At 66.3% G+C, this 21429-nt stretch carries 18 protein-coding genes; 14 read left to right on the top strand and 4 right to left on the bottom strand.

Going from position 1 to position 21429, the window contains the following annotated elements; translation table 11 throughout:
* Nucleotides 1–271: 271 nt before the first annotated feature.
* The 3 genes from rpoH to fghA form a co-directional block, all read right to left on the bottom strand.
* Nucleotides 272–1156, bottom strand: coding sequence for an RNA polymerase sigma factor RpoH (gene rpoH, locus IB268_RS01310; RefSeq protein WP_054455457.1), 885 nt, complete (start codon nucleotides 1154–1156; stop codon nucleotides 272–274).
* A 213-nt stretch (nucleotides 1157–1369) separates the two neighbouring features.
* Nucleotides 1370–2059: a hypothetical protein gene (locus IB268_RS01305; RefSeq protein WP_054455459.1), complete on the bottom strand. Its 690-nt coding sequence runs from the start codon at nucleotides 2057–2059 to the stop codon at nucleotides 1370–1372.
* A 93-nt stretch (nucleotides 2060–2152) separates the two neighbouring features.
* Nucleotides 2153–3019: an S-formylglutathione hydrolase gene (gene fghA, locus IB268_RS01300; protein WP_054455461.1), complete on the bottom strand. Its 867-nt coding sequence runs from the start codon at nucleotides 3017–3019 to the stop codon at nucleotides 2153–2155.
* Between the two features lie 235 nt (nucleotides 3020–3254).
* Here fghA and IB268_RS01295 point away from each other — a divergent pair, with 235 nt between their 5' ends.
* The 4 genes from IB268_RS01295 (at nucleotide 3255) to IB268_RS01280 (ending at nucleotide 11430) form a co-directional block, all read left to right on the top strand.
* Nucleotides 3255–4016, top strand: a complete 762-nt coding sequence (locus IB268_RS01295) for a hypothetical protein (protein ID WP_119449865.1) — start codon at nucleotides 3255–3257, stop codon at nucleotides 4014–4016.
* A 366-nt stretch (nucleotides 4017–4382) separates the two neighbouring features.
* Entirely contained in the window at nucleotides 4383–9122 is a 4740-nt protein-coding gene (locus tag IB268_RS01290) for a glutamate synthase-related protein (protein WP_054455466.1), read from the top strand.
* An 8-nt stretch (nucleotides 9123–9130) separates the two neighbouring features.
* Nucleotides 9131–10597, top strand: a complete 1467-nt coding sequence (locus IB268_RS01285) for a glutamate synthase subunit beta (RefSeq protein ID WP_054455468.1) — start codon at nucleotides 9131–9133, stop codon at nucleotides 10595–10597.
* Between the two features lie 194 nt (nucleotides 10598–10791).
* Nucleotides 10792–11430 carry an OmpW family protein gene (locus IB268_RS01280; protein ID WP_054455471.1) on the top strand — a complete coding sequence of 213 codons (639 nt, stop codon included), beginning with the start codon at nucleotides 10792–10794 and terminating at the stop codon, nucleotides 11428–11430.
* A 34-nt stretch (nucleotides 11431–11464) separates the two neighbouring features.
* Here the strand turns inward: IB268_RS01280 and IB268_RS01275 are convergent, their stop codons facing one another.
* On the bottom strand, nucleotides 11465–12337 hold the full coding sequence (locus tag IB268_RS01275) for a LysR family transcriptional regulator (RefSeq protein ID WP_192353712.1): 873 nt from the start codon (nucleotides 12335–12337) through the stop codon (nucleotides 11465–11467).
* 65 nt (nucleotides 12338–12402) lie between these two features.
* Between IB268_RS01275 and IB268_RS01270 the strand changes: the two genes are divergently transcribed.
* From IB268_RS01270 to IB268_RS01225, 10 genes are all read left to right on the top strand, one after another.
* Nucleotides 12403–13626, top strand: coding sequence for a YbfB/YjiJ family MFS transporter (locus IB268_RS01270; RefSeq protein WP_192353711.1), 1224 nt, complete (start codon nucleotides 12403–12405; stop codon nucleotides 13624–13626).
* Nucleotides 13627–13651: 25 nt separating this feature from the next.
* The gene (locus IB268_RS01265) at nucleotides 13652–14629 is read left to right on the top strand and encodes a tripartite tricarboxylate transporter substrate binding protein (RefSeq protein WP_119449862.1); all 978 of its coding nucleotides are present in this window, start codon (nucleotides 13652–13654) and stop codon (nucleotides 14627–14629) included.
* An 18-nt stretch (nucleotides 14630–14647) separates the two neighbouring features.
* Nucleotides 14648–15709, top strand: a complete 1062-nt coding sequence (locus IB268_RS01260; protein ID WP_192353710.1) for a nitronate monooxygenase family protein — start codon at nucleotides 14648–14650, stop codon at nucleotides 15707–15709.
* A gap of 242 nt (nucleotides 15710–15951) precedes the next feature.
* The gene (locus IB268_RS01255; RefSeq protein WP_054455481.1) at nucleotides 15952–16788 is read left to right on the top strand and encodes an ABC transporter ATP-binding protein; all 837 of its coding nucleotides are present in this window, start codon (nucleotides 15952–15954) and stop codon (nucleotides 16786–16788) included.
* Nucleotides 16785–17573 carry a lipid asymmetry maintenance ABC transporter permease subunit MlaE gene (gene mlaE / locus IB268_RS01250; RefSeq protein WP_054455483.1) on the top strand — a complete coding sequence of 263 codons (789 nt, stop codon included), beginning with the start codon at nucleotides 16785–16787 and terminating at the stop codon, nucleotides 17571–17573. Before IB268_RS01255 ends, mlaE begins: the two co-directional genes overlap by 4 nt.
* Nucleotides 17574–17585: 12 nt before the next feature.
* On the top strand, nucleotides 17586–18083 hold the full coding sequence (mlaD, locus tag IB268_RS01245; protein ID WP_054455485.1) for an outer membrane lipid asymmetry maintenance protein MlaD: 498 nt from the start codon (nucleotides 17586–17588) through the stop codon (nucleotides 18081–18083).
* 81 nt (nucleotides 18084–18164) lie between these two features.
* Entirely contained in the window at nucleotides 18165–18971 is an 807-nt protein-coding gene (locus IB268_RS01240) for a VacJ family lipoprotein (RefSeq protein ID WP_054455487.1), read from the top strand.
* 37 nt (nucleotides 18972–19008) lie between these two features.
* Entirely contained in the window at nucleotides 19009–19638 is a 630-nt protein-coding gene (locus IB268_RS01235) for a phospholipid-binding protein MlaC (protein ID WP_175180349.1), read from the top strand.
* 169 nt (nucleotides 19639–19807) lie between these two features.
* Entirely contained in the window at nucleotides 19808–20620 is an 813-nt protein-coding gene (locus IB268_RS01230; protein ID WP_054455490.1) for an ABC transporter ATP-binding protein, read from the top strand.
* Nucleotides 20617–21429, top strand: a complete 813-nt coding sequence (locus tag IB268_RS01225; RefSeq protein WP_054455492.1) for an ABC transporter permease — start codon at nucleotides 20617–20619, stop codon at nucleotides 21427–21429. Before IB268_RS01230 ends, IB268_RS01225 begins: the two co-directional genes overlap by 4 nt.

Raw genomic sequence — 21429 nt, 5'->3', positions numbered from 1 at the left:
CGCATAAAAAACGGGGCACCAGATATGCATGGTGCCCCGCAAGCATCCGTCTCATAGGGGAGGGGAAAGAGGAGAAGCCGAGACGGATGACAAGACTGCTAACCGAAGTTCGCGGTCTACATGAAGTTAGGCGGTGCGATCCTCATTAAGTTTCTCGCGCCGCGCAAAATTTCAGCCCAAATTTGTATCAATTTATTCATGTGCGGCCGCGGCCCACCAGAAAAGCAAAAGGGCCGCTGATCGCGGCCCTTCGCATGGTTCGGCAACCGCCTCAAGAGGCAAGATTGCCGCGCATCTTCTTCAGGGCGGCCGCTTCGATCTGGCGGATGCGTTCGGCCGACACGCCGAACTCCTGGGCCAGTTCGTGCAGCGTGGCGCCGCCGTCGTCCTGCAGCCAGCGGGCTTCGACGATGCGGCGCGAACGCGGATCCAGCGCTTGCAGCGCGTCGGTCAGGCCAGCGCTTTGCAACTGGTCGCGGGCGGCGCGTTCCAGCACCCGGGTGGGTTCCTGGCGGCCCTCGTCGGACAGGTAGGCGATGGGCGCGTAGCTGTCGTCGTCATCGTCCTGGTTTTCAAGCGACATGTCGCGGCCGGACAGGCGCACTTCCATTTCGCTCACGTCTTCGCGGCGCACGTTCAGTTCGCGCGCGATGTGGTCGACCTGTTCCGGATCCAGCGTCTGGCCGTCGGGGCGCATGCTGCGCAGGTTGAAGAACAGCTTGCGCTGGGCCTTGGTGGTCGCGACCTTCACCAGGCGCCAATTGCGGATGATGTATTCGTGGATTTCAGCCTTGATCCAGTGCACGGCGAATGACACCAGGCGCACGCCGCGCTCGGGGTCGAAACGCTTGACGGCCTTCATCAAACCGACGTTGCCTTCCTGGATGAGGTCGGCATGCGGCAATCCATAGCCCAGGTACTGGCGCGCCACCGACACCACCAGGCGCAGGTGCGACAGAATCAGTTCGCGCGCGGCGCCCAGGTCTTCCTGGTCGCGCAGGCGGCGGCCAAGCTCGGTTTCACGTTCCGCGGACAGGACCGGCAGGCGGTTGACCGAGGAGATATAAGCGTCGATCGTGCCAAGTGCGCCCGGATTGGCAATGGCCAACGCCAGGGCGTTGCCGGAAGCGGCCAACGAGGTACTGGGTTGCTTCATAGCGGGGGTCTCCGGATGGCGAAGGGATAACGACATGGATTCGATGTTAGCACTCTAGTATTGGGAGTGCTAATTCGACTATTGCGGCGCGTCAAAGTTTCATTCGTCGCATTATGTCCCCGTTTATTTTTTTAGAGTGGGGCGCCGCCGTGGGCAACCGAGCGCTGGCGGCAGATGGCCAGCCCCTGAATCCGGGCGCGGCCGCGGCTTGTCCTACCAACCCAGGCGCTTCAAGCCTTCGGCCGTAGCCTCGCCGTCGGGCCGCACGAACAGCGCCCCGCGCGGATCCATCAGCACCTGGTAACGGGCGCCGTCGAACAGCGGCATGTACGCAGCGCTGCCAAATTGGACATCGACGAACGGGAACCAGTTCGGAAAATTTTTCTTCAACGATGCCAAGTCCGGCGCCGGCCAGTCATCCAGCGCGTGGACCGAGCGCGTGGCGGAGGCCTCGCGCGCGGCATCGCTATAACGGCCCGACAGGCGCTCCAGCCGGTATAGCGGCGGCACGCCGGCCATCAGCGCCGGCAGCCGCCAGCGCACGACCCGGGCATCGATCTGCCACTGGTCCCCATAGAGGACATACTGCCTGGTGCCCGTGCCAGGCGCGCTGGCGCTGACCTGGAACTGGCCGTCGGCCACCTGGCGCACTTCAACATGCGCCACCGGCTCGTCGGTCGTCAGGCGGAAGAATTGCACCAGCGAAAGGGCCAGCAGGCCCGACACGCATCCCAGCAGCACCAGCATCAGGCCGAACAGGCGGCGCACCGGCCGGAACTGGAACACCCTGCGGCCGCGCTCGTCGCGCGGGCCGCCGCGGCCCAGCAGCATAACGATGCCCGGCAGCAGGACGACGACGGCGCCCAGCAGTATCCAGACGAAGGGAGCGATTCCGTTGATCAAATCAGGCGTTCCTATTGAGCACAGACCGCAGGCGGCGCGCCGGGGCGCGCAAGCAGCCTGCCGCGGCAGGCCCGCCAGTATAGAAGCGCGCCCTCAGGGCGCCGGTTTTCCAAGCCGCTCGACGTGAAACCGGATGTGATCCTCGATGAACGTCGAGATGAAGTAGTAGCCGTGGTCATAGCCCGGGTGGCGCCGCAGGTCCAGCGGCTGGCCCGCAGCGGCGCAGGCGGCCTCGAATACCTCGGGATACAACTGTTCGGCCAGGAATTGGTCCGACTCGCCCTGGTCGATCAGGATGCCGGCGGGAAACGGGTTGGTGGCGCCGCGCATCAGCGCGGACGCGTCGTAAGCGGCCCAGTCCTCTGTCTTGTCGCCCAGATAGGCGCCGAACGCCTTCTTGCCCCAGGGGCATTGGCTGGGCGCGGCGATGGGCGCAAATGCCGACACCGAGCGGAACTTGCCGGGGTTGCGCAGCGCGAGCACCAGCGCGCCATGGCCGCCCATGGAATGGCCGAAGATGCCGGTGCGCGACGCGTCGCCGGGCAGGGCCTCGCCCGTGACGATGCCGTGCAGTTCCTGCGTCACGTAGCTGTACATGCGATAGTGGTCCCGCCAGGCGGGGGTGGTGGCGTCCAGGTAGAAGCCCGCGCCCGTGCCCAGGTCCCAGCTTTCGTCCTCGCCAGCCACGTTGGCGCCGCGCGGACTGGTATCCGGGGCGACCAGCATGACACCGAGTTCCGCAGCCAGCCGCTGGGCGCCCGCCTTGATCATGAAGGTCTCTTCCGTGCAGGTCAGGCCGGCCAGATAAAACAGCACCGGGACCGGACCGTCTTCGGCCTGCGGCGGAATGTAGACGGAGAAGCGCATGGGCAGGCCGATCTCCGCAGACTCGTGGCGGTAATAGCGCTGCCAGCCGCCGAAGCAGCGATGCTGCGAAATGAGTTCCAGGGCGACTGCCATTGCTTTCCTCCGATCGGAATGATGCGAAAAAAACGTCTCGCGGATTAGGGGATATCCACGGTACGACGTTCCGTCGCCGAATGTTAACCTGGGCTTTACAGGGTACGAACGACAGAAAAAAAGCGATTTCCTGCCCTGACCATGATCACGGGACTTGACCAGCGCCCACCGTGGCACTATTTATATACCGTGAGCGAAGACAACCCGTTCTTCCAAATACGCAAGTCCTGACACTATGGCCCGTCTGCCCCGTCTGTACGCCCCTGGGCTGCCCCAACTGGTGCAGGCCAACTTCATCCAGCCGCTGGCGGCGCCGTCGCAACCCGCGCCGGCCGACATACTGAATCAACTGGCCACGTGGCTGGGCGAATCCGCCCAACGCCACCGAGTCTCGGTTCACGGCTGGCTGCTTGCCAACGACCGCATCCTGCTGCTGGCCACGCCCGCCGACGAGGAAGGCCTGCCGCGCCTGATGCAGACGCTGGGCCGCAACCTGGCGGCGCGCTTGCGCGGCGGCCGGGTCTTCGCCGGCCGCTACCGATCCGCCTTGCTGGAACCGGGCGCCTGGGTGCTGCCGTCGCTGGTCTGGCTCGAAACCTATCCGGTGCGCAGCGGCGCCTCGCAGGATCCCGATTCCTGGCCGTGGTCCTCCGCTTCCAGCCATACCGGCAACACCACCGCCGCGCCAGCGCAGTGGCAGTCGGACCACGCGGACTACTGGGCCTGTGGCAATACCCCGTTCGACCGCCAGGCCAATTACCGCAAGCGCTTGCAGGACGGTCTTTCGCGCGAGGAAACCCAGCGCATCGACCAGGCGGTCTCCGGACAATGGGCGCTGGGCGGTCCCGCTTTCATTGCCAGCTTGGCCCATACCGCCAGCCGCCGGGTTGCTCCCGGCCAGCGCGGACGTCCGCGCAAGAAGCCAGCCGCGGCGTCGTCCGATGCCGAACCGAGTTCTGCGCCGCCCACCACGACGCCCACGTCGACCTCTTCCTGATTACGAACCCGCCTGAACGGCGGGTTCTTCACTTTTGCGGGCCACGCCGTTCGGGCCGGCCTGCGCATTTGCGTTTCCGCAACGTCGACTCAGGCTCAGGGTGTTCGAAATCGCCAAATAAATAGGGACATATAATAAGAAAAACCGCATTTTATCGGGCACGAACGCACCCTGCTGGTGCATACCCCCCTGGGGAGGCCCAATCAGCGCGGCTCTTGATGCGTCACCGAATTAAATGCCGATGACGGGTAATATCAAAAATAAGGGACACACCCTATTTATTCCTATTGCACCCTACTCATGTCGGGGGTATTGTCCGTCTCCTGCACTGCAACATTACGACGCAGGCCCACTGCGGAGCGCGCCATGCCCCAAATTACCCCGATCGACTCCTGTCCCCCGCCCAAGGCGACCCCCATCGATGCCAGCCGCATCGGACTGCCGTCTGCCCAGGGCCTGTACAACCCGAAGAACGAGCATGACGCCTGCGGCGTCGGTTTCGTCGCCCACATCAAGGGCAAGAAAAGCCACGCCATCATCCAGCAGGGTCTGAAGATCCTGGAAAACCTGGACCACCGCGGCGCGGTCGGCGCGGACAAGCTGATGGGCGACGGCGCCGGCATCCTGATCCAGATCCCCGACACGCTCTACCGCGACGAGCTCGGCCATCAAGGCATCACGCTGCCGCCTCCCGGCGAGTACGGCGTAGCCATGGTGTTCCTGCCGAAGGAAACGGCCTCGCGTCTGGCCTGCGAACAGGAACTGGAACGTTCCGTGCGCGCCGAAGGCCAGGTGGTCCTGGGCTGGCGCGACGTGCCGGTGGACGTCGACATGCCCATGTCGCCTGCCGTGCGCGCCTGCGAACCCGTGATCCGCCAGCTGTTCATCGGCCGCGGCGCCGACGTGATGGTGCCGGACGCGCTGGAGCGCAAGCTGTACGTGATCCGCAAGACCGCCAGCCACGCCATCCAGAACATGCATCTGGCGCACGGCAAGGAATACTTCGTGCCCTCGGCCTCGGTGCGCACCGTGGTCTACAAGGGCCTGCTGCTGGCCGACCAGGTCGGCCGCTACTACCGCGACCTGGCCGATCCGCGCACGGTGTCGGCCCTGGCGCTGGTGCACCAACGCTTCTCGACCAACACGTTCCCCGCCTGGCCGCTGGCCCACCCGTACCGCATGATTGCCCACAACGGCGAAATCAACACGGTCAAGGGCAACTTCAACTGGCTGCGCGCCCGCGAAGGCATGATGCAGTCGGCCGTGCTGGGCGAGGACCTGAAGAAGCTGTACCCCATCGTCTACGAAGGCCAGTCGGACACCGCCACGTTCGACAACTGCCTGGAACTGCTGGTGAACTCGGGCTACTCGCTGGCCCACGCCATGATGATGATGATCCCGGAGGCCTGGGAACAGCACACGCAGATGGACGAAAGCCGCCGCGCTTTCTACGAGTACCACGCGGCCATGATGGAACCGTGGGACGGCCCCGCCGCGGTCGCGTTCACCGATGGCCGCCAGATCGGCGCCACGCTGGACCGCAACGGCCTGCGCCCGGCCCGCTACCTGGTCACCGATGACGACATGGTCATCCTGGCTTCGGAAGCCGGCACGCTGTCCATCCCCGAAAACCGCATCGTCAAGAAGTGGCGCCTGCAACCGGGCAAGATGTTCCTGATCGACCTGGAACAGGGCCGCATCATCGACGACGCCGAGATCAAGCTGCAGCTGGCCAACAGCCGGCCGTACCGCCAGTGGATCGAACGCCTGCAGATCAAGCTGGAATCGCTGCCGGCGCCGCGCCAGGCCGCCGTCGCCACGCAGTCGTCCGTGTCGCTGCTGGATCGCCAGCAGGCTTTCGGCTGGACCCAGGAAGACTACAAGTTCATCCTGGAACCCATGGCCACGACCGGCGAAGAAGTCATCGGCTCGATGGGCAACGACGCCCCGCTGGCCGTGCTGTCCGACCGCGCCAAGCCGTTCTACAACTACTTCCGCCAATTGTTCGCGCAGGTCACGAACCCGCCGATCGACCCCATCCGCGAACAGCTGGTGATGTCGCTGGTGTCCTTCATCGGCCCCAAGCCGAACCTGCTGGACATCAACAACGTCAACCCGCCGCTGCGCCTGGAAGTCTCGCAGCCGGTGCTGGATTTCGCCGCCATGGCGCAGATCCGCGACATCGAGCAGGTCACGGGCAAGAAGTTCCGCAGCTTTGAGCTGGACATCACCTATCCCGCCGCCTGGGGTCCCGAAGGCATCGAAGCCCGCGTGGCCGCGCTGTGTGCGCGCGCCGTGGACGCGGTGCGCAGCGGCTACAACATCCTGATCGTGTCCGACCGCCTGGTCGACAGCGAGCGCGTGGCCATCCCCGCGCTGCTGGCGACCTCCGCGGTCCACCAGCACCTGATCCGCGCCGGCCTGCGCACCAACACCGGCCTGGTCGTGGAAACCGGCTCGGCGCGCGAAGTGCACCACTTCGCGCTGCTGGGCGGCTACGGCGCCGAAGCCATCCACCCCTACCTGGCGCTGGAATCGCTGGGCAAGATGAACGACCCCGAAAAGGCGGTCAAGAACTTCATCAAGGCGATCGGCAAGGGCCTGAACAAGGTCATGTCCAAGATGGGCATTTCCACGTACATGTCCTACACCGGCGCGCAGATCTTCGAAGCCGTGGGCCTGCAGACCGCGCTGGTGAACAAGTACTTCACCGGCACCGCCTCCAACATCGAAGGCATCGGCATCTTCCAGGTGGCCGAGGAAGCGCTGCGCCAGCACCGCGCCGCCTTCAGCACCGATCCGGTGCTGGCCAACGACCTGGACGCGGGCGGCGAATACGCCTATCGCGTGCGCGGCGAAGAGCACATGTGGACGCCGGATTCCATCGCCAAGCTGCAGCACGCTTCGCGCGCCAACAACTACCGCACGTACAAGGAGTACGCGCAGATCATCAACGACCAGAGCCGCCGCCACATGACGCTGCGCGGGCTGTTCGAGTTCCGCTTCGATCCGTCGCGCGCGATTCCGCTGGACGACGTCGAATCCGCCAAGGAAATCGTCAAGCGCTTCGCCACCGGCGCCATGTCGCTGGGCTCGATCTCCACCGAGGCGCACTCGGTGCTGGCCGTGGCCATGAACCGCATCGGCGGCAAGTCCAACACCGGCGAAGGCGGCGAGGACGAACTGCGCTACCGCGCCGAAATGCGCGAAGGCAAGAGCACCATCAAGGACGGCGATACGCTGGCCTCGGTGCTGGGCTCGGACCGCATCGAAGCGGACGTCGAACTGAAGAAGGGCGACTCGCTGCGCTCCAAGATCAAGCAGGTGGCCTCGGGCCGTTTCGGCGTGACCGCCGAATACCTGTCGTCGGCCGACCAGATCCAGATCAAGATGGCCCAAGGCGCCAAGCCCGGCGAAGGCGGCCAGCTGCCCGGCCACAAGGTGTCGGAATACATCGCCAAGCTGCGCTACTCGGTGCCGGGCGTGGGCCTGATCTCGCCCCCGCCGCACCACGACATCTACTCGATCGAAGACCTGGCCCAGCTGATCCACGACCTGAAGAACGTGAATTCCAAGGCTTCGGTGTCGGTCAAGCTGGTGTCCGAAGTCGGCGTGGGCACGGTGGCCGCGGGCGTCGCCAAGGCCAAGGCGGATCACGTCGTGATCGCCGGCCATGACGGCGGCACGGGCGCATCCCCGGTGTCGTCCATCAAGCACGTGGGCACGCCCTGGGAACTGGGCCTGGCCGAAACGCAGCAGACGCTGGTGCTCAACCGCCTGCGCAGCCGCATCCGCGTGCAGGCCGACGGCCAGATGAAGACCGGCCGCGACGTCGTCATCGGCGCGCTGCTGGGCGCCGACGAATTCGGCTTCGCGACCGCGCCGCTGGTCGTGGAAGGCTGCATCATGATGCGCAAGTGCCACCTGAACACCTGCCCGGTGGGCGTGGCCACGCAAGACCCGGTCCTGCGCAAGAAATTCCAGGGCAAGCCCGAACACGTCGTGAACTTCTTCTTCTTCATCGCCGAGGAAGTCCGCGAAATCATGGCCCAGCTGGGCATCCGCAAGTTCGACGACCTGATCGGCCGCGCCGACCTGCTGGACATGCGCTCGGGCGTGGAGCACTGGAAGGCCCAGGGCCTGGACTTCGCCCGCGTGTTCCACCAAACGCAATCCGACGCCGACGTGCGCCAGACCGAAGAGCAGGACCACGGCCTGGCCGGCGCGCTGGACCACCAGCTGATCGAGCGCAGCAAGCCCGCGCTGGAACGCGGCGAGAAAGTGTCCTTCATCGTCCCCGTGCGCAACCGCAACCGCACCATCGGCGCCATGCTGTCGGGCGCGGTGGCCGCGCGCTACGGCCATGAGGGCCTGCCGGACGACACCATCCACATCCAGTGCAACGGCACGGCCGGCCAAAGCTTCGGCGCGTTCCTGGCCCATGGCATCACGATGGACCTGGTGGGCGAAGGCAACGACTATGTCGGCAAGGGCCTGTCGGGCGGCCGCATCATCGTGCGCTCGCCCAACGACTTCCGCGGCTTCGGCCCGGACCACATCATCGCCGGCAACACCGTGCTGTACGGCGCGCTGGCGGGCGAGGCGTTCTTCAACGGCGTGGCCGGCGAACGCTTCGCGGTGCGCAACTCGGGCGCGGCCACCGTCGTGGAAGGCACCGGCGACCACGGCTGCGAATACATGACCGGCGGCACCGTCGTGGTGCTGGGCACGACCGGCCGCAACTTCGCGGCAGGCATGTCGGGCGGCGTGGCCTACGTGTGGGATCCGGAACGCACGCTCAAGCAGCGCGCCAACCTGTCCATGGTCGAACTGGAAAGCATCGTGCCGCACGCAGAACAGCTCGCCCAGAACAACATCGACGTCTGGCACAGCGCGCAGCGCGGCGGTGAACGCGAAACGGACGAAACCATCCTGCGCCGCCTGGTGGAAGATCACTTCCGCTACACCGGCAGCTTCCGCGCCCGCGAGATCCTGGGCGACTGGGAAGCCTCGCGCGGCAAATTCGTGAAAATCATGCCGACGGACTACCGCCGCGCATTGGGTGAAATGTGGCGTGCAGCCAACCCGCAACAACTGGCTGCGTGAGGGATACCATGGGAAAGATTACCGGCTTTATGGAATTTCAGCGTCTGCAGGAGGCCTCCGAGGCCCCGCAGAAGCGGCTGAAGAACTGGCGCGAATTCGTGCTGCACCTGAGCGACGATCAGGCCAAGCAGCAGGCGGCGCGCTGCATGGACTGCGGCATCCCGTTCTGCAACAACGGCTGCCCGGTCAACAACATCATCCCGGACTGGAATGACCTGGTGTACCGGCAGGACTGGAAGCGCGCGCTGGACGTCCTGCACTCCACCAACAACTTCCCCGAGTTCACCGGCCGCATCTGCCCGGCGCCGTGCGAAGCTGCCTGTACCTTGAACATCAACAGCGACGCTGTCGGCATCAAGTCCATCGAACACGCCATCATCGACAAGGGCTGGGCCGAAGGCTGGGTGTCGCCGCAGGTGCCGGCGCGCAAGACCGGCAAGAAGGTTGCCGTGGTGGGCTCCGGCCCCGCGGGCATGGCATGCGCGCAGCAACTGGCCCGCGCCGGCCACTCGGTGACGCTGTTCGAAAAGAGCGACCGCATCGGCGGCCTGCTGCGCTACGGCATCCCCGACTTCAAGCTGGAAAAGCACCAGATCGACCGCCGCATCTCGCAGATGGAAGCCGAGGGCGTGGAATTCGCGCCGTCGACCTACATCGGCAATCCCAGCGACCCCGTGGCCGACGGCCTGACGGTGCGCACGCCGGAATCGCTGCTGGCCGAGTTCGACGCAGTGGTGATGAGCGGCGGTTCGGAAACCCCGCGCGACCTGCCGGTGCCTGGCCGCGAGCTGTCGGGCGTGTACTTCGCCATGGACTTCCTGCGCCAGCAGAACAAGGCGGTGGCGGGCGACCGGCTCACCAACCAGACGCTGGCCAAGGGCAAGCACGTGGTGGTGATCGGCGGCGGCGACACGGGTTCCGACTGCGTCGGCACCAGCAACCGCCATGGCGCGGCCTCGGTCACGCAGTTCGAGCTGATGCCCCAGCCGCCGGAAAGCGAGAACAAGACCATGACGTGGCCGTACTGGCCGCTGAAGATGCGCACCTCGTCCTCGCACGAAGAAGGCTGCGAGCGCGACTGGTCCGTGACCACCAAGCTGCTCCAGGGCAGCAATGGCAAGGTCGAAAAGCTGATCGGCGCACGCGTCGAATGGTTCAAGGACGAAGCCACCGGCCAGATGAAGATGCGCGAAGTCGAAGGCTCTGAATTCGAGATCAAGGCCGACCTGGTGCTGCTGGCCATGGGCTTCGTGTCGCCCGTGCAGACGGTGCTGGACGCCTTCGGCGTGGACCGCGATGCCCGCGGCAACGTGCGCGCCAATACCGACGACTACCGCACCAACGTCGAGAAGGTCTTCACGGCCGGCGACATGCGCCGCGGCCAGTCCCTGGTGGTCTGGGCCATCCGCGAAGGCCGCCAGTGCGCGCGCTCTGTGGACGCCTACCTCATGGGCAGCAGCGAACTGCCGCGCTGATCGCCACGATCAGGCCGGCCCGGATCGCCGCCGAGCGCATTGCGCCGGCGGCGATTTTTTTTCCCGCGCCCCCGCCTGTTGCAACATAACCACTTTTCGATTGCGGTCTTTTCACGATTTGACACACATCAAGCGGGCCGGACGCTAGGTTTGAGAACCTGTCGTCTCACCCAATGGAAAGATCGGAGAAGAGAATGTTTTCGCTGAACGGCCGTATCCGCGCCACCGCCATCGCCGGCCTGATCGCCGCTGGCACGCTCGCCGCCCCCGCGCATGCCCACGAAGCGGGCGACGTGCTGTTCAAGGTCGGCGTGACGCAGGTCCGCCCCTCGTCCAACAACGGCACCGTGCTCAACGGCAGCGTCGGACTCGACGTCAACAACAACGTACGCCCGAGCTTCACGCTGACCTACATGGCCACGCGCAACATCGGTATCGAACTGCTGGGCGCCTGGCCCTTCCAGCATGACGTCAGCGGCAGCGGCCTGGGCAAGATCGGCTCGACCAAGCAATTGCCGCCGACGCTCAGCCTGCAATGGCACATCCTGCCCGACAGCATGATCCAGCCGTACATCGGCGTGGGCATCAACTACACCCACTTCTTCGACACCAAGGCGGAAGGCGCGCTGAAGGGTTCGGACCTGAAGCTGGGCGATTCCTGGGGCGTGGCCGCTCAACTGGGCGCTGACTTCAAGATCAACGAGCGCTGGTTCATGAACGCAGACATCCGCTACATCGACATCCGTTCCAAGGTGAAGCTGGACGGCCAGCACATCGGCACCGCGCGCATCGATCCGTGGGTCGCGACGATCGGCGTCGGCTACCGCTTCTAAAGGCAAAAGGGCCGCGCGCCAGGCGCGGCCTTCCTCAGCCTTGCGGCGCCTCCAGCTTGTGCCGCAGGGCCTGCAACGCCGGCGTGTCGTCGTCGGCGCGCCAGACCAGCTGGGTCAGGGCCCGGCCATGCGAGCCGGACAGGGCGCCGATGCGCACCGTGCGCTCCGCCCCCAGCACCGCCAGCACCGAACGCGGCACAATCGCCACGCCCGAGCCCGCCGCCACGCAGGCGACGATGGCGTGGTACGAGGCGAACTCCATCACCTTGCCGGGCGCGATGCCTTCCTGGTTGAGCCAGGATTCCAGGATGCGCCGGTATGAGCATCCCGACGCGAAGGCAATCACGCTGCGGTCGCCCAGGTCCTTGGGACTGTCGATCGGATCCCAGGCCAGCGGCGAGATCAGCGCCAGTTCTTCCTTGAAGGCATCCATGGCCGCCAGCCCTTCGGCCGGAAACGGCTGCGCCACGAACGCGGCCTCGATTTCGTAGTTGCGCACCTTGGCCGCCAGCGCGGCCGACGTGCCGGTCACCAGTTCGATCCGCACCTGCGGCCAGGCCGCGTGATAGGCCGCCAGGATCGGCGGCAGGCGCGCGGCCGCCGTGCTTTCCATGGTGCCGATGCGCAGCACACCCTGCGGCGAGCCGTCGCGTACCGCGGCCTGGGCTTCGTCCGCCAGGCGCAGCAGCCGGTCGGCGTAGGACAGCAGCACCCGCCCCTGGTCAGACAACACCAGCCGGCGATTCTGGCGGCGGAACAGCGGCGCCTCCAGCGAGGCCTCCAGCTGCTTCAGGCGCGTCGACACGTTGGACTGCACGCGGTTCAGATGGGCAGCGGCGCGCGCCACGCCGCCCTGGTCGGCAACCGCCTTGAAGATCTGCAGCGCATCCAGGTCCAAGTTTCTCATTTTGAGAACTCACTATCTTAATAATTCACTATTAATGATATTAGTACAGCCGTAGAGTAAGGGCCATGTCAACGCCCAATTACCCTTCCTCGTCACGCAGCGCTGCCGCCCTGGCATGGCCGGCCGCGCTGGCCCTGGCCGCCGCCATGGGGATAGGCCGGTTCGCCTTCACGCCGGTCTGGCCCCTGATGGCCCAGGAAGCCGGCCTGTCGCTATCCCAGGGCAGCTGGCTGGCTTCGGCCAACTACGCGGGGTATCTGCTGGGCGCGCTGGCTGCGGTCGCCTGGCCCATCCGCCGGCTGCGGGGCACGCTGGCGGCCAGCCTGCTGGCAGTGGCCCTGCTGACGCTGGCCATGCCTGTCTGGCATGGCATGGCGGTCTGGTGCGCGCTGCGACTGGCCGCCGGCTACGCCAGCGCCAGCGCCTTCATCTGCGTGGCGGCGTGGCGGGCGGTGCCCGCGGGCGATCCGCGCGAGGCGGGCGCGTCCGCAGTGACCTACGCCGGCGTGGGCGCGGGCATTGCGCTGACGGGGCTGGCCTGCCTGGCGCTGGCAGCCTGGGACGCGCGCGCCGACACGGTCTGGTTCGCGCTGGGGGGGCTGGCGCTGGCCCTGTCCGCGATCGCCTGGCCAGGGTTGCGCCGCCAGGCGGCGCCAATGCCAGCGCAATCGGCCAGCGCCGCCGCACCCGCCGCCCGGCTGCCACGCGACATCCCCGCGCTGGCGCTGCACTATGGCGCGTTCGGCGTGGGCTACATCATTCCGGCCACTTTCCTGCCAGCGATGGCGAAGGAAATCATTCCCGACCCGGCCATCTTCGGCTGGGCCTGGCCCCTGTTCGGCATGGCCGCAGCGGTGTCCTGCCTGCTGGTGCCCCGCCTGGCACGGGGCCGCGACAGCGTGCAAGTCTGGCGCGCCGCCCAGGCGCTCATGGCGCTGGGCATGCTGGCCGTGGCGCTATGGCACCACATCGCCGCCGTGATCGTGGCCGCGGTGCTGGTGGGCGGCACCTTCATGGTGATTACGCAGGCGGGAATGCTGGCCGCCAGGCGTTCGGCCGGCGCCGCCGCGCCGCGCGCGGCGGCCCTCATGACCGCGGCTTTCGCCGCCGGCCAGATCCTGGGACCGCTGTTGGCGTCCTGGGCGGCGCATTGGGGCGCCGGGCTGCCGCAAGTGCTGGCGGCCAGCGCGGCACTGTTGGCGTTGTCCGCATGGCGTTTGGGAAAGATCACGACAGATGACGTGGCCGCTGGGCATAATGCGATCGGCCCGCGGGCCCGTTCACATTAAAAAAACAAAACCAGGAGTCATCTGTATGAAAGCATTGCGTCCCCTTATTGCCGCCCTGGCAGCCACCGCCGCCTTCAGCGGCGCCGCCCAGGCCCAGACCACCGACTGGCCGTCCAAGCCCATCACCATGATCGTGCCCTACGCGCCGGGCGGCTTCGCCGACACCCGCGTACGCCTTTTGGCGCGCAAGCTGGGCGACACGCTGGGCCAGCCCATCGTGGTCGAGAACAAGGCAGGCGCCGGCGGCGTGGTCGGCACCAACCTGATCGCGCGCGCGGCGCCGGACGGCTACACCATCGGCACCGGCAATCTGGCGCCCATGGCGGTCAACCCGACGCTGATGAAGGACATGCCCTACGATCCGCAAAAGGATCTGGCCCCGATCATCCTGATCGAAAACAGCCCGCTGGTGCTGAGCGTGAACAACGAACTGCCGGTGAAGACGCTGGCGGACCTGATCGCGCTGGCCAAGAAGCAGCCCGGCAAGCTGTCCTTCGGCTCGTCCGGCGTAGGCGGCGCACACCACCTGTCCGGCGAAATGTTCCGCGAACAGGCCAAGATCGACATCGTTCACGTCCCGTACAAGGGCGGCAGCCTGGCCGCGACGGACCTCATGGGCGGCCATATCTCGATGATGTTCGAAATGGGCTATTCCGCGCTGCCCGCGATCCAGGGCGCCAAGATCCACCCCATCGCGGTCACGTCCGCCAAGCGCCTGGCCGTGCTGCCCGACGTGCCCACCATGGCCGAATCCGGCCTGCCGGGCTTCGAGTCCTACAACTGGCAGGGCATCGTCGCCCCCGCCGGCACGCCCGCGCCCATCATCGCCAAGCTCAACGCCGAGTTCAACCGCATCCTGAAGGAACCGGACGTGCAGAAGGCCATCGCCGACACCGGCAGCCAGGCGGGCGGCGGCACGCCCGAGGAATTCGGCGCCTTCATCAAGAGCGAAACCGAGAAGTGGGCCCACGTCATCAAGGCTGGGAACATCCAGCTTCAGTAACCTTCCAGGAGTAATTCCATGGCTACCCGTCTGATTGATCTGCTCAAGCTGCACCATCCCATCGTCCAGGCCCCCATGGCCGGCGGCGCCACGACGGTGGAGCTGGTTTCCGAAGCATCGAAGGCGGGAGTCCTGGGTTCGCTCGGGGCGGCCTATATGAGTCCCGAGCAGATCGAGGCGGCGGCGCGCGACATCCGTGCGCGCACGCCGCTGCCGTTCGCCATCAATCTGTTCGCATCGGTGCCGGAAGAACCCATGCGCGGCGACGCCAGTCGCATGCTGGCGCTGATGGCGCGCTACCACCAGCAGCTGGGCCTGCCGGCGCCCGCCGCGCCCGGCCCGCAAGCCGATCCGCTGCCGCAGCAGATCGAAGCCATCCTGCGGGTGCGTCCGGCCGTCTTCAGCTTCACGTTCGGCCGCATGCCGGCCGCGGCCATCGCGCGCTGCCGCGAACTGGGCATTCTGACCGTGGGCACCGCGACCACCGTGCGCGAAGCGGTGACCCTTGAAGCGGACGGCGTGGACGCCATCGTGGCGCAAGGCGCCGAGGCCGGCGGCCACCGCGGCACCTTCCTGGACGGTTTCGAGGAATCGCTGATCGGCACCATGGCGCTGGTGCCCCAGGTGGTCGACGCAGTCTCTGTCCCTGTTATTGCATCTGGCGGCATCATGGACGGCCGCGGTATCGCCGCCGCCTTGGCCCTGGGCGCCGATCTGGCACAAATGGGGACGGCCTTCTTGACGACCGAGGAATCCGGCATCAATGAAGCCTACAAGGCGCTGCTGCCCGCCTCCCGGGCGGAACAGTCGCGGGTGACCCGTGCGTTTTCGGGCCGGCCCGCCCGCGGCATCGAAAACGCCTTCATGCGCGAGGCCGACGCGATTGCGGCCGACATCCTGCCTTACCCCCTGCAGAACGCGTTGACGCGCCCCATGCGCACGGCGGGCGGCAAGGCCGGCAACACCGACATGCTGTCCCTGTGGGCCGGCCAGGGCGCGCCGCTCGCGCGGCGCGAGACCACCGCCGACCTGGTCGCGCGGCTGGCCCGGGAGACCGCGGCGGCGCAGGCGCGCCGCTGAGCATATTGTTCCCTGAACCGAAAACACTGTTCCACGCGCGGGCTCTCGCGTTGTTATTACAAAGCGTCGGGCTACAATGGCGCCTCGCCGCCGGGAGCCCAGGCCCGACCTCGCCCCCGGCATATGAGTAACAGGGCGCTTCCCGACGCCGCCTGTCTTCGCCGCGCCGGCCATGAATTTTGCCGGTCGCATCGACCGGACAGCAGGGCAAGCTCCGCCGCCGAAACACCCTTTCGTTGCCCATGCCCGCTCAAACCAGCAAGACCCCGGAATTCGCCCTGCGCCTGGAAGGTGTAGCGCTAGGCTATGGTGATTTCACCGTCTTGCGCGACATTTCCATGGACGTGCGCGCCGGCCAGGTGGTCGCCATCATGGGCGGCTCGGGTTCGGGCAAGACCACGCTGTTGCGCGCGGCCACCGGCCAGCTCACCGCGCAGCGGGGCCGGGTGCTGGCCTTCGGCCAGGACATGGCCCACGTCAGCCGCACCGAACTGCAATCGCTGCGCACGCGCATGGGCGTCCTATTTCAGCAGGGCGCGCTTTTCACTGACCTGAACGTTTTCGAGAACGTGGCCTTCCCGCTGCGCGAACACACCAAGCTGGCGGAGCCCGAAGTCACCGAGCGCGTGCTGGACAAGCTCGACGCCGTCGGCCTGCGCGCAGCCGCGCACCTGAAAGTGGCGGAAATCTCCGGCGGCATGGCCCGGCGCGTGGCGCTGGCCCGCGCCGTCGTGCTGGAACCCGAACTCATTCTGTATGACGAGCCGTTTGCGGGGCTGGACCCGATCTCGCTGGGCATTACCGCCCGCCTGATCCGCAACCTGGCCGACCGCCTCGGCTGCGCCTCGGTGCTGATCACGCACGACGTGCATGAATCGTTTGCCATCGCGGACCAGGTGTACCTGGTCGGCCAGGGCAAGCTTGCCGCGGCCGGCACCCCCGAAATGCTGTCGGCCTCGCAAGACCCCTACGTGCAACAGTTCCTCAAAGGGGAGCCCGACGGCCCCGTCGCGTTCCAATATCCCGAGACGCCCGCTTTCAAGAAGTGGCTTTCGCAACAGGAGGGCCGCCGCGCATGAGCGGATCCAACAACGCCATCGGCGCGCTGGGCGGCTGGGTGCGCAACCGCGTTTCCGGCATCGGCTACTTCACCCGGTTCTTCGGCGCCATGCTCGCTCGCAGCGGCATTGCGCTGTCGCGTCCGCGGCTGGTGTCGCAGCAGGTCCATTTCATCGGCAACTACTCGCTGCTCATCATTGCCGTTTCCGGCATGTTCGTGGGCTTTGTGCTGGGGCTGCAAGGCTATTACACGCTGAACCGCTACGGCTCTGAAGAAGCGCTGGGCTTGCTGGTGGCCCTGTCGCTGGTGCGGGAACTCGGGCCCGTGGTCACGGCGCTGCTGTTCGCGGGCCGTGCGGGCACCTCTCTCACGGCCGAAATCGGCCTGATGAAGGCCGGCGAGCAACTCGCAGCCATGGAAGTCATGGCCGTCGACCCCATCCGCCGCGTGCTGGTGCCGCGTCTGTGGGGCGGCATCATCGCCATGCCCATCCTGGCGGCGGTGTTCTCCATGGTGGGCATCCTGGGCGGCTGGGTCGTGGGCGTGCTGCTGATCGGCGTGGACGCCGGCGCGTTCTGGTCGCAGATGCAAAACGGCGTCGACGTCTGGAAAGACGTGGCCAATGGCGTCATCAAGAGCCTGGTCTTCGGCGTCACCGTGACGCTGGTCGCGCTCTATGAGGGCTGGCAAGCCAAGCCCACCCCCGAAGGCGTTGCCCGCGCGACCACGCGCACCGTGGTGGTGGGCTCCCTGGCGGTACTTGGGCTGGACTTCCTGCTCACCGCCTTGATGTTTGGAAATTGATACGGATCGATCATGTCTCGCGAAAAAACCGACTTCTGGGTAGGCCTGTTTGTATTGCTGGGCGCGGTCGCGCTGGCGTTCCTGGCGTTGCGCGCCGGCAACTTGAGCACCTTTTCTTTCGCCCCGACCTATACGCTGACGGCCAACTTCGATAACGTAGGCGGCCTCAAGGTGCGCGCGCCCGTCAAGAGCGCGGGGGTCGTCGTGGGCCGGGTTGCCGGCATCTCGTTCGATGACAAGACCTTCCAGGCGATCGTCTCGGTCAACCTGGAAACGGCCTATCAGTTCCCCAAGGACACTTCGGCGTCCATCCTGACGTCGGGCCTGCTGGGTGAACAATACCTGGGCCTGACCGCGGGCAGCGAAGAGGAAAACTTTGTCGACGGCGGCAAGATCCGCTACACGCAAAGCGCCGTGGTGCTTGAACAACTGATCAGCCAGTTCCTGTACGGGTCGGCCGAGAAGCAAGGCTCGAGCGCGCCGGAACCCGCCGCGAAAACGCCAAATTAAAGACAATGCGACAGACGCGGTAACAGCAGCGCGTCCAAGGTACGCAATATCATAAGAATCGTTGATAGGGATGCCCTGATCATGAATAAGAAAACCATTTGCAGGATTGCCACCGTTGCCGCCGCGGGCGCGCTGATGGCAGGCTGCGCCGCGCCGCAGAACCCGGATCCCCGCGATCCCTGGGAAGGCTTCAACCGGGGCGTCTACAAATTCAACGACACCGTCGACCGTGCCGTCTTCAAGCCGGTGGCGCAGGCCTACACCTTCGTCACGCCGCAGCCGGTGCGCAGCTGCGTGCACAACATCTTCAGCAACGTCGGTGACCTCTGGTCCGGCGCCAACAGCTTCCTGCAGGGCCGCGGCCACGACTTCGTCAACACGCTGGGCCGCTTCCTGTTCAACACCACCATGGGCGTGGGCGGCTGCTTCGACGTCGCCTCGGCCAACGGCGCGCGCCGCATCCCGAACGACTTCGGCACCACGCTGGGCGTGTGGGGCTTCAGCCAGGGTCCGTACCTGGTGCTGCCGTTCTTCGGCTCGTCGTCGGTACGCGACGGCGCTGGCCTGATCGGCGACTACGCGGGCACCACCTACGGCTACATGGGCGTCGATTCCATCGACAACGTGCGCCTGCGCAACTCGCTGTGGGGCCTGCGCGTGGTGGACACGCGCGCCAGCCTGCTGAGCGCCACCGACACCATCGACCGCGTCGCGCTCGATCCCTACAGCTTCGTGCGCGACGCCTATCTGCAGCGCCGCGCCGCCATGGTGCTGGGCCAGAAGGTGGACGACGAGTCCTCGCTGCCCAACTACGAAGACGACGAGGACGACGCCGCCCCCGCCGCGCAGCCGGCGGCTCAACCCGCGGCGCAACCTGCGGCCAAGTAAGCCGCGGGGTGCGCCCCAGTACAAGTAAGGAGTTTTGATGCGAGTTTCCTTTGTTTCCCTGCTGCAGCGTCTGGTTTTCACGGGCCTCGTGGCCCTGGGCCTGAGCGCCGGCGCGCAGGCCAAACCCGACCCCAACGGTTCTCCCGACCAGTTCGTGCTCGCCGCGGCCAACGAGGCCCTGGACGTGCTGAAGGCCGATGGCGCCGTCAAGGCGGGCAACACCGCCCGCATCAACCAGGTCGTCAACGAGCACATCCTGCCCTACGTCAACTTCCAGAAGACCACGCGCCTGGCCGCCGGCCGCTACTGGCGCCAGGCCAACGATGTGCAGAAAAAGGAACTGGCCGAGGCCTTCCGCGGCACGCTGGTGCGCACCTACAGCGGCGCGCTGACCCGCGTCACGTCCAGCACCACGGTGCGCGCACTGCCGTTCCGCGGCGACCCCAAAGCCGACGACGTGGTCGTGCGCACCCTGATCTCCCAGGGCAACGACCAGCCGGTGGGCGTCGACTACCGCCTGGAAAAGACGGGCCAAGGCTGGAAGATCTATGACATGAACGTCGAAGGCATCTGGCTCATCGAGAACTACCGCAACCAGTTCGCGCAGCAGATCAACCGCGACGGCATCGACGGCCTGATCAAGGCGTTGAACCAACGCAACCAATGATCGGCCTTGCGGCTGTCGCGGCCCGGCGCGCCCCAGTGGCCCGCCGGGCCGATTCTTTTAGGGACAGACCAGCCGGATACCCGGGGGAATGCCAGGGCTACCGGCCGGAACGGCAGCGACGCGCTTATATAATGATCAATTCGCTCTTTTCGGGCCATCTCCCGCCGTCATGTCCGCCGTCAGTCTAGAAAACGTCTCCAAGGTCTACTCCCCGCGCCAGCGCGGCTGGCAGAAGCTGCTCGGGCGCGCGCCCGCCGCCGGCTTCCAGGCGCTGGACAATGTCAGCCTGAATATCGAGCACGGCGAGTTCTTCGGCCTGCTCGGCCCCAATGGCGCCGGCAAGACCACGCTGATCTCGATCCTGGCCGGCTTGGCGCACGCCAGTTCGGGCCGCGCCACGGTCTGTGGATACGACGTCGTGGCCGACTACAAGTCGGCGCGGCGGGCTTTGGGCGTGGTGCCGCAAGAGCTGGTCTACGACCCGTTCTTCACGGTGCGCGAGACCCTGCGCATCCAGTCCGGCTATTTCGGCCTGCGCAAGAACGACGACTGGATCGACGAAATCCTGTTCAACCTGGGGCTGGCCGACAAGGCCAACTCCAATATGCGGGCGCTGTCCGGCGGCATGAAGCGCCGCGTGCTGGTGGCCCAGGCGCTGGTGCACCGCCCGCCCGTGATCGTGCTGGACGAACCCACCGCCGGCGTCGACGTGGACCTCCGGCGCACGCTGTGGGAATTCATTTCGCGCCTGAACAAGGCCGGCCACACCATCATGCTGACCACCCACTACCTGGAAGAAGCGGAAGCCCTGTGCGGCCGCATCGCCATGCTCAAGCGCGGCCGCATCGTGGCGCTGGACACCACCCAGGCCTTGATGGCCCGCGTCGGCGGCGTCGACCTGGAAGACGCCTTCGTGCGCATCATGCACGAAGGCGACGAGCAACCCGCGCCCGCCCTGCAACCCGAAGAGATCTCGTCATGACCCAGCCCGCCGCGACCGCCAGCCAGCCGCTGGTGCAGCCCCGCCTGGATGCGGGCTCCGGCTTCCCGACCTTGCTGCGCAAGGAATTGCTGCGCTTCTGGAAAGTCAGCTTCCAGACCATCGCCGCGCCCGTCATCACCGCGCTGCTGTACCTGCTGGTCTTCGCCCACGTGCTGGAAGGGCGCGTCATGGTGTATGGCAGCGTGCCCTACACGGCGTTCCTGATTCCCGGGCTCATGATGATGAGCATGCTGCAGAACGCCTTCGCCAATCCCTCGTCGTCGCTGATCCAGAGCCGCATCACGGGCAACCTGGTCTTCATGCTGCTGCCGCCGCTGTCGCACCGCGACATCTTCGCCGCCTATGTGCTGGCGGCGATCGTGCGCGGCCTCGCGGTCGGGCTGTGCGTGTGGGTGGTGGCGCTGTTCTTCGTGTCGCTGATTCCCACCCACCCGCTGTGGCTGGCCGTCTTCGCCGTGCTGGCCTGCGGCATCATGGGCGTGCTGGGCCTGATCGCGGGCCTCTGGTCCGAAAAATTCGACCAGCTCGCGGCCTTCCAGAACTTCCTCATCATGCCGGCCACCTTCCTGTCCGGCGTGTTCTATTCCATCCACACGCTCCCCGCCTTCTGGCAGGGCGTGTCCCATTGGAACCCCATCTTCTACACCATCGACGGCTTCCGCTACGGATTCTTCTCGGTGTCGGACGTCTCCCCCTGGCGCAGCCTGGCGGTGGTGACGGGGGTGTTCCTCGCGCTATCGCTCTATGCGCTGCGGCTACTGGCCAGCGGCTACAAACTCAGGAACTGA

This window comes from Achromobacter sp. ACM01, assembly GCF_014851745.1.
In the GTDB taxonomy this organism is placed as follows: Bacteria; Pseudomonadota; Gammaproteobacteria; order Burkholderiales; family Burkholderiaceae_B; genus Achromobacter; species Achromobacter aegrifaciens.
The sequence above is the reverse complement of the archived record's forward strand: the minus strand, read 5'-3'. Positions and strand labels throughout refer to the sequence as shown.

What these genes read in the sequence shown, in the direction of transcription:
- IB268_RS01240 (WP_054455487.1), top strand. Translation starts at nt 18,165, where the DNA reads ATGAATAAGAAAACCATTTGCAGGATTGCCACCGTTGCCGCCGCGGGC.
- rpoH (WP_054455457.1), bottom strand. Translation starts at nt 1,156, where the DNA reads ATGAAGCAACCCAGTACCTCGTTGGCCGCTTCCGGCAACGCCCTGGCG.
- mlaE (WP_054455483.1), top strand. Translation starts at nt 16,785, where the DNA reads ATGAGCGGATCCAACAACGCCATCGGCGCGCTGGGCGGCTGGGTGCGC.
- IB268_RS01260 (WP_192353710.1), top strand. Translation starts at nt 14,648, where the DNA reads ATGGCTACCCGTCTGATTGATCTGCTCAAGCTGCACCATCCCATCGTC.
- IB268_RS01235 (WP_175180349.1), top strand. Translation starts at nt 19,009, where the DNA reads ATGCGAGTTTCCTTTGTTTCCCTGCTGCAGCGTCTGGTTTTCACGGGC.
- IB268_RS01265 (WP_119449862.1), top strand. Translation starts at nt 13,652, where the DNA reads ATGAAAGCATTGCGTCCCCTTATTGCCGCCCTGGCAGCCACCGCCGCC.
- fghA (WP_054455461.1), bottom strand. Translation starts at nt 3,019, where the DNA reads ATGGCAGTCGCCCTGGAACTCATTTCGCAGCATCGCTGCTTCGGCGGC.
- IB268_RS01230 (WP_054455490.1), top strand. Translation starts at nt 19,808, where the DNA reads ATGTCCGCCGTCAGTCTAGAAAACGTCTCCAAGGTCTACTCCCCGCGC.
- IB268_RS01295 (WP_119449865.1), top strand. Translation starts at nt 3,255, where the DNA reads ATGGCCCGTCTGCCCCGTCTGTACGCCCCTGGGCTGCCCCAACTGGTG.
- IB268_RS01275 (WP_192353712.1), bottom strand. Translation starts at nt 12,337, where the DNA reads ATGAGAAACTTGGACCTGGATGCGCTGCAGATCTTCAAGGCGGTTGCC.
- IB268_RS01255 (WP_054455481.1), top strand. Translation starts at nt 15,952, where the DNA reads ATGCCCGCTCAAACCAGCAAGACCCCGGAATTCGCCCTGCGCCTGGAA.
- mlaD (WP_054455485.1), top strand. Translation starts at nt 17,586, where the DNA reads ATGTCTCGCGAAAAAACCGACTTCTGGGTAGGCCTGTTTGTATTGCTG.
- IB268_RS01270 (WP_192353711.1), top strand. Translation starts at nt 12,403, where the DNA reads ATGTCAACGCCCAATTACCCTTCCTCGTCACGCAGCGCTGCCGCCCTG.
- IB268_RS01280 (WP_054455471.1), top strand. Translation starts at nt 10,792, where the DNA reads ATGTTTTCGCTGAACGGCCGTATCCGCGCCACCGCCATCGCCGGCCTG.
- IB268_RS01225 (WP_054455492.1), top strand. Translation starts at nt 20,617, where the DNA reads ATGACCCAGCCCGCCGCGACCGCCAGCCAGCCGCTGGTGCAGCCCCGC.
- IB268_RS01285 (WP_054455468.1), top strand. Translation starts at nt 9,131, where the DNA reads ATGGGAAAGATTACCGGCTTTATGGAATTTCAGCGTCTGCAGGAGGCC.
- IB268_RS01290 (WP_054455466.1), top strand. Translation starts at nt 4,383, where the DNA reads ATGCCCCAAATTACCCCGATCGACTCCTGTCCCCCGCCCAAGGCGACC.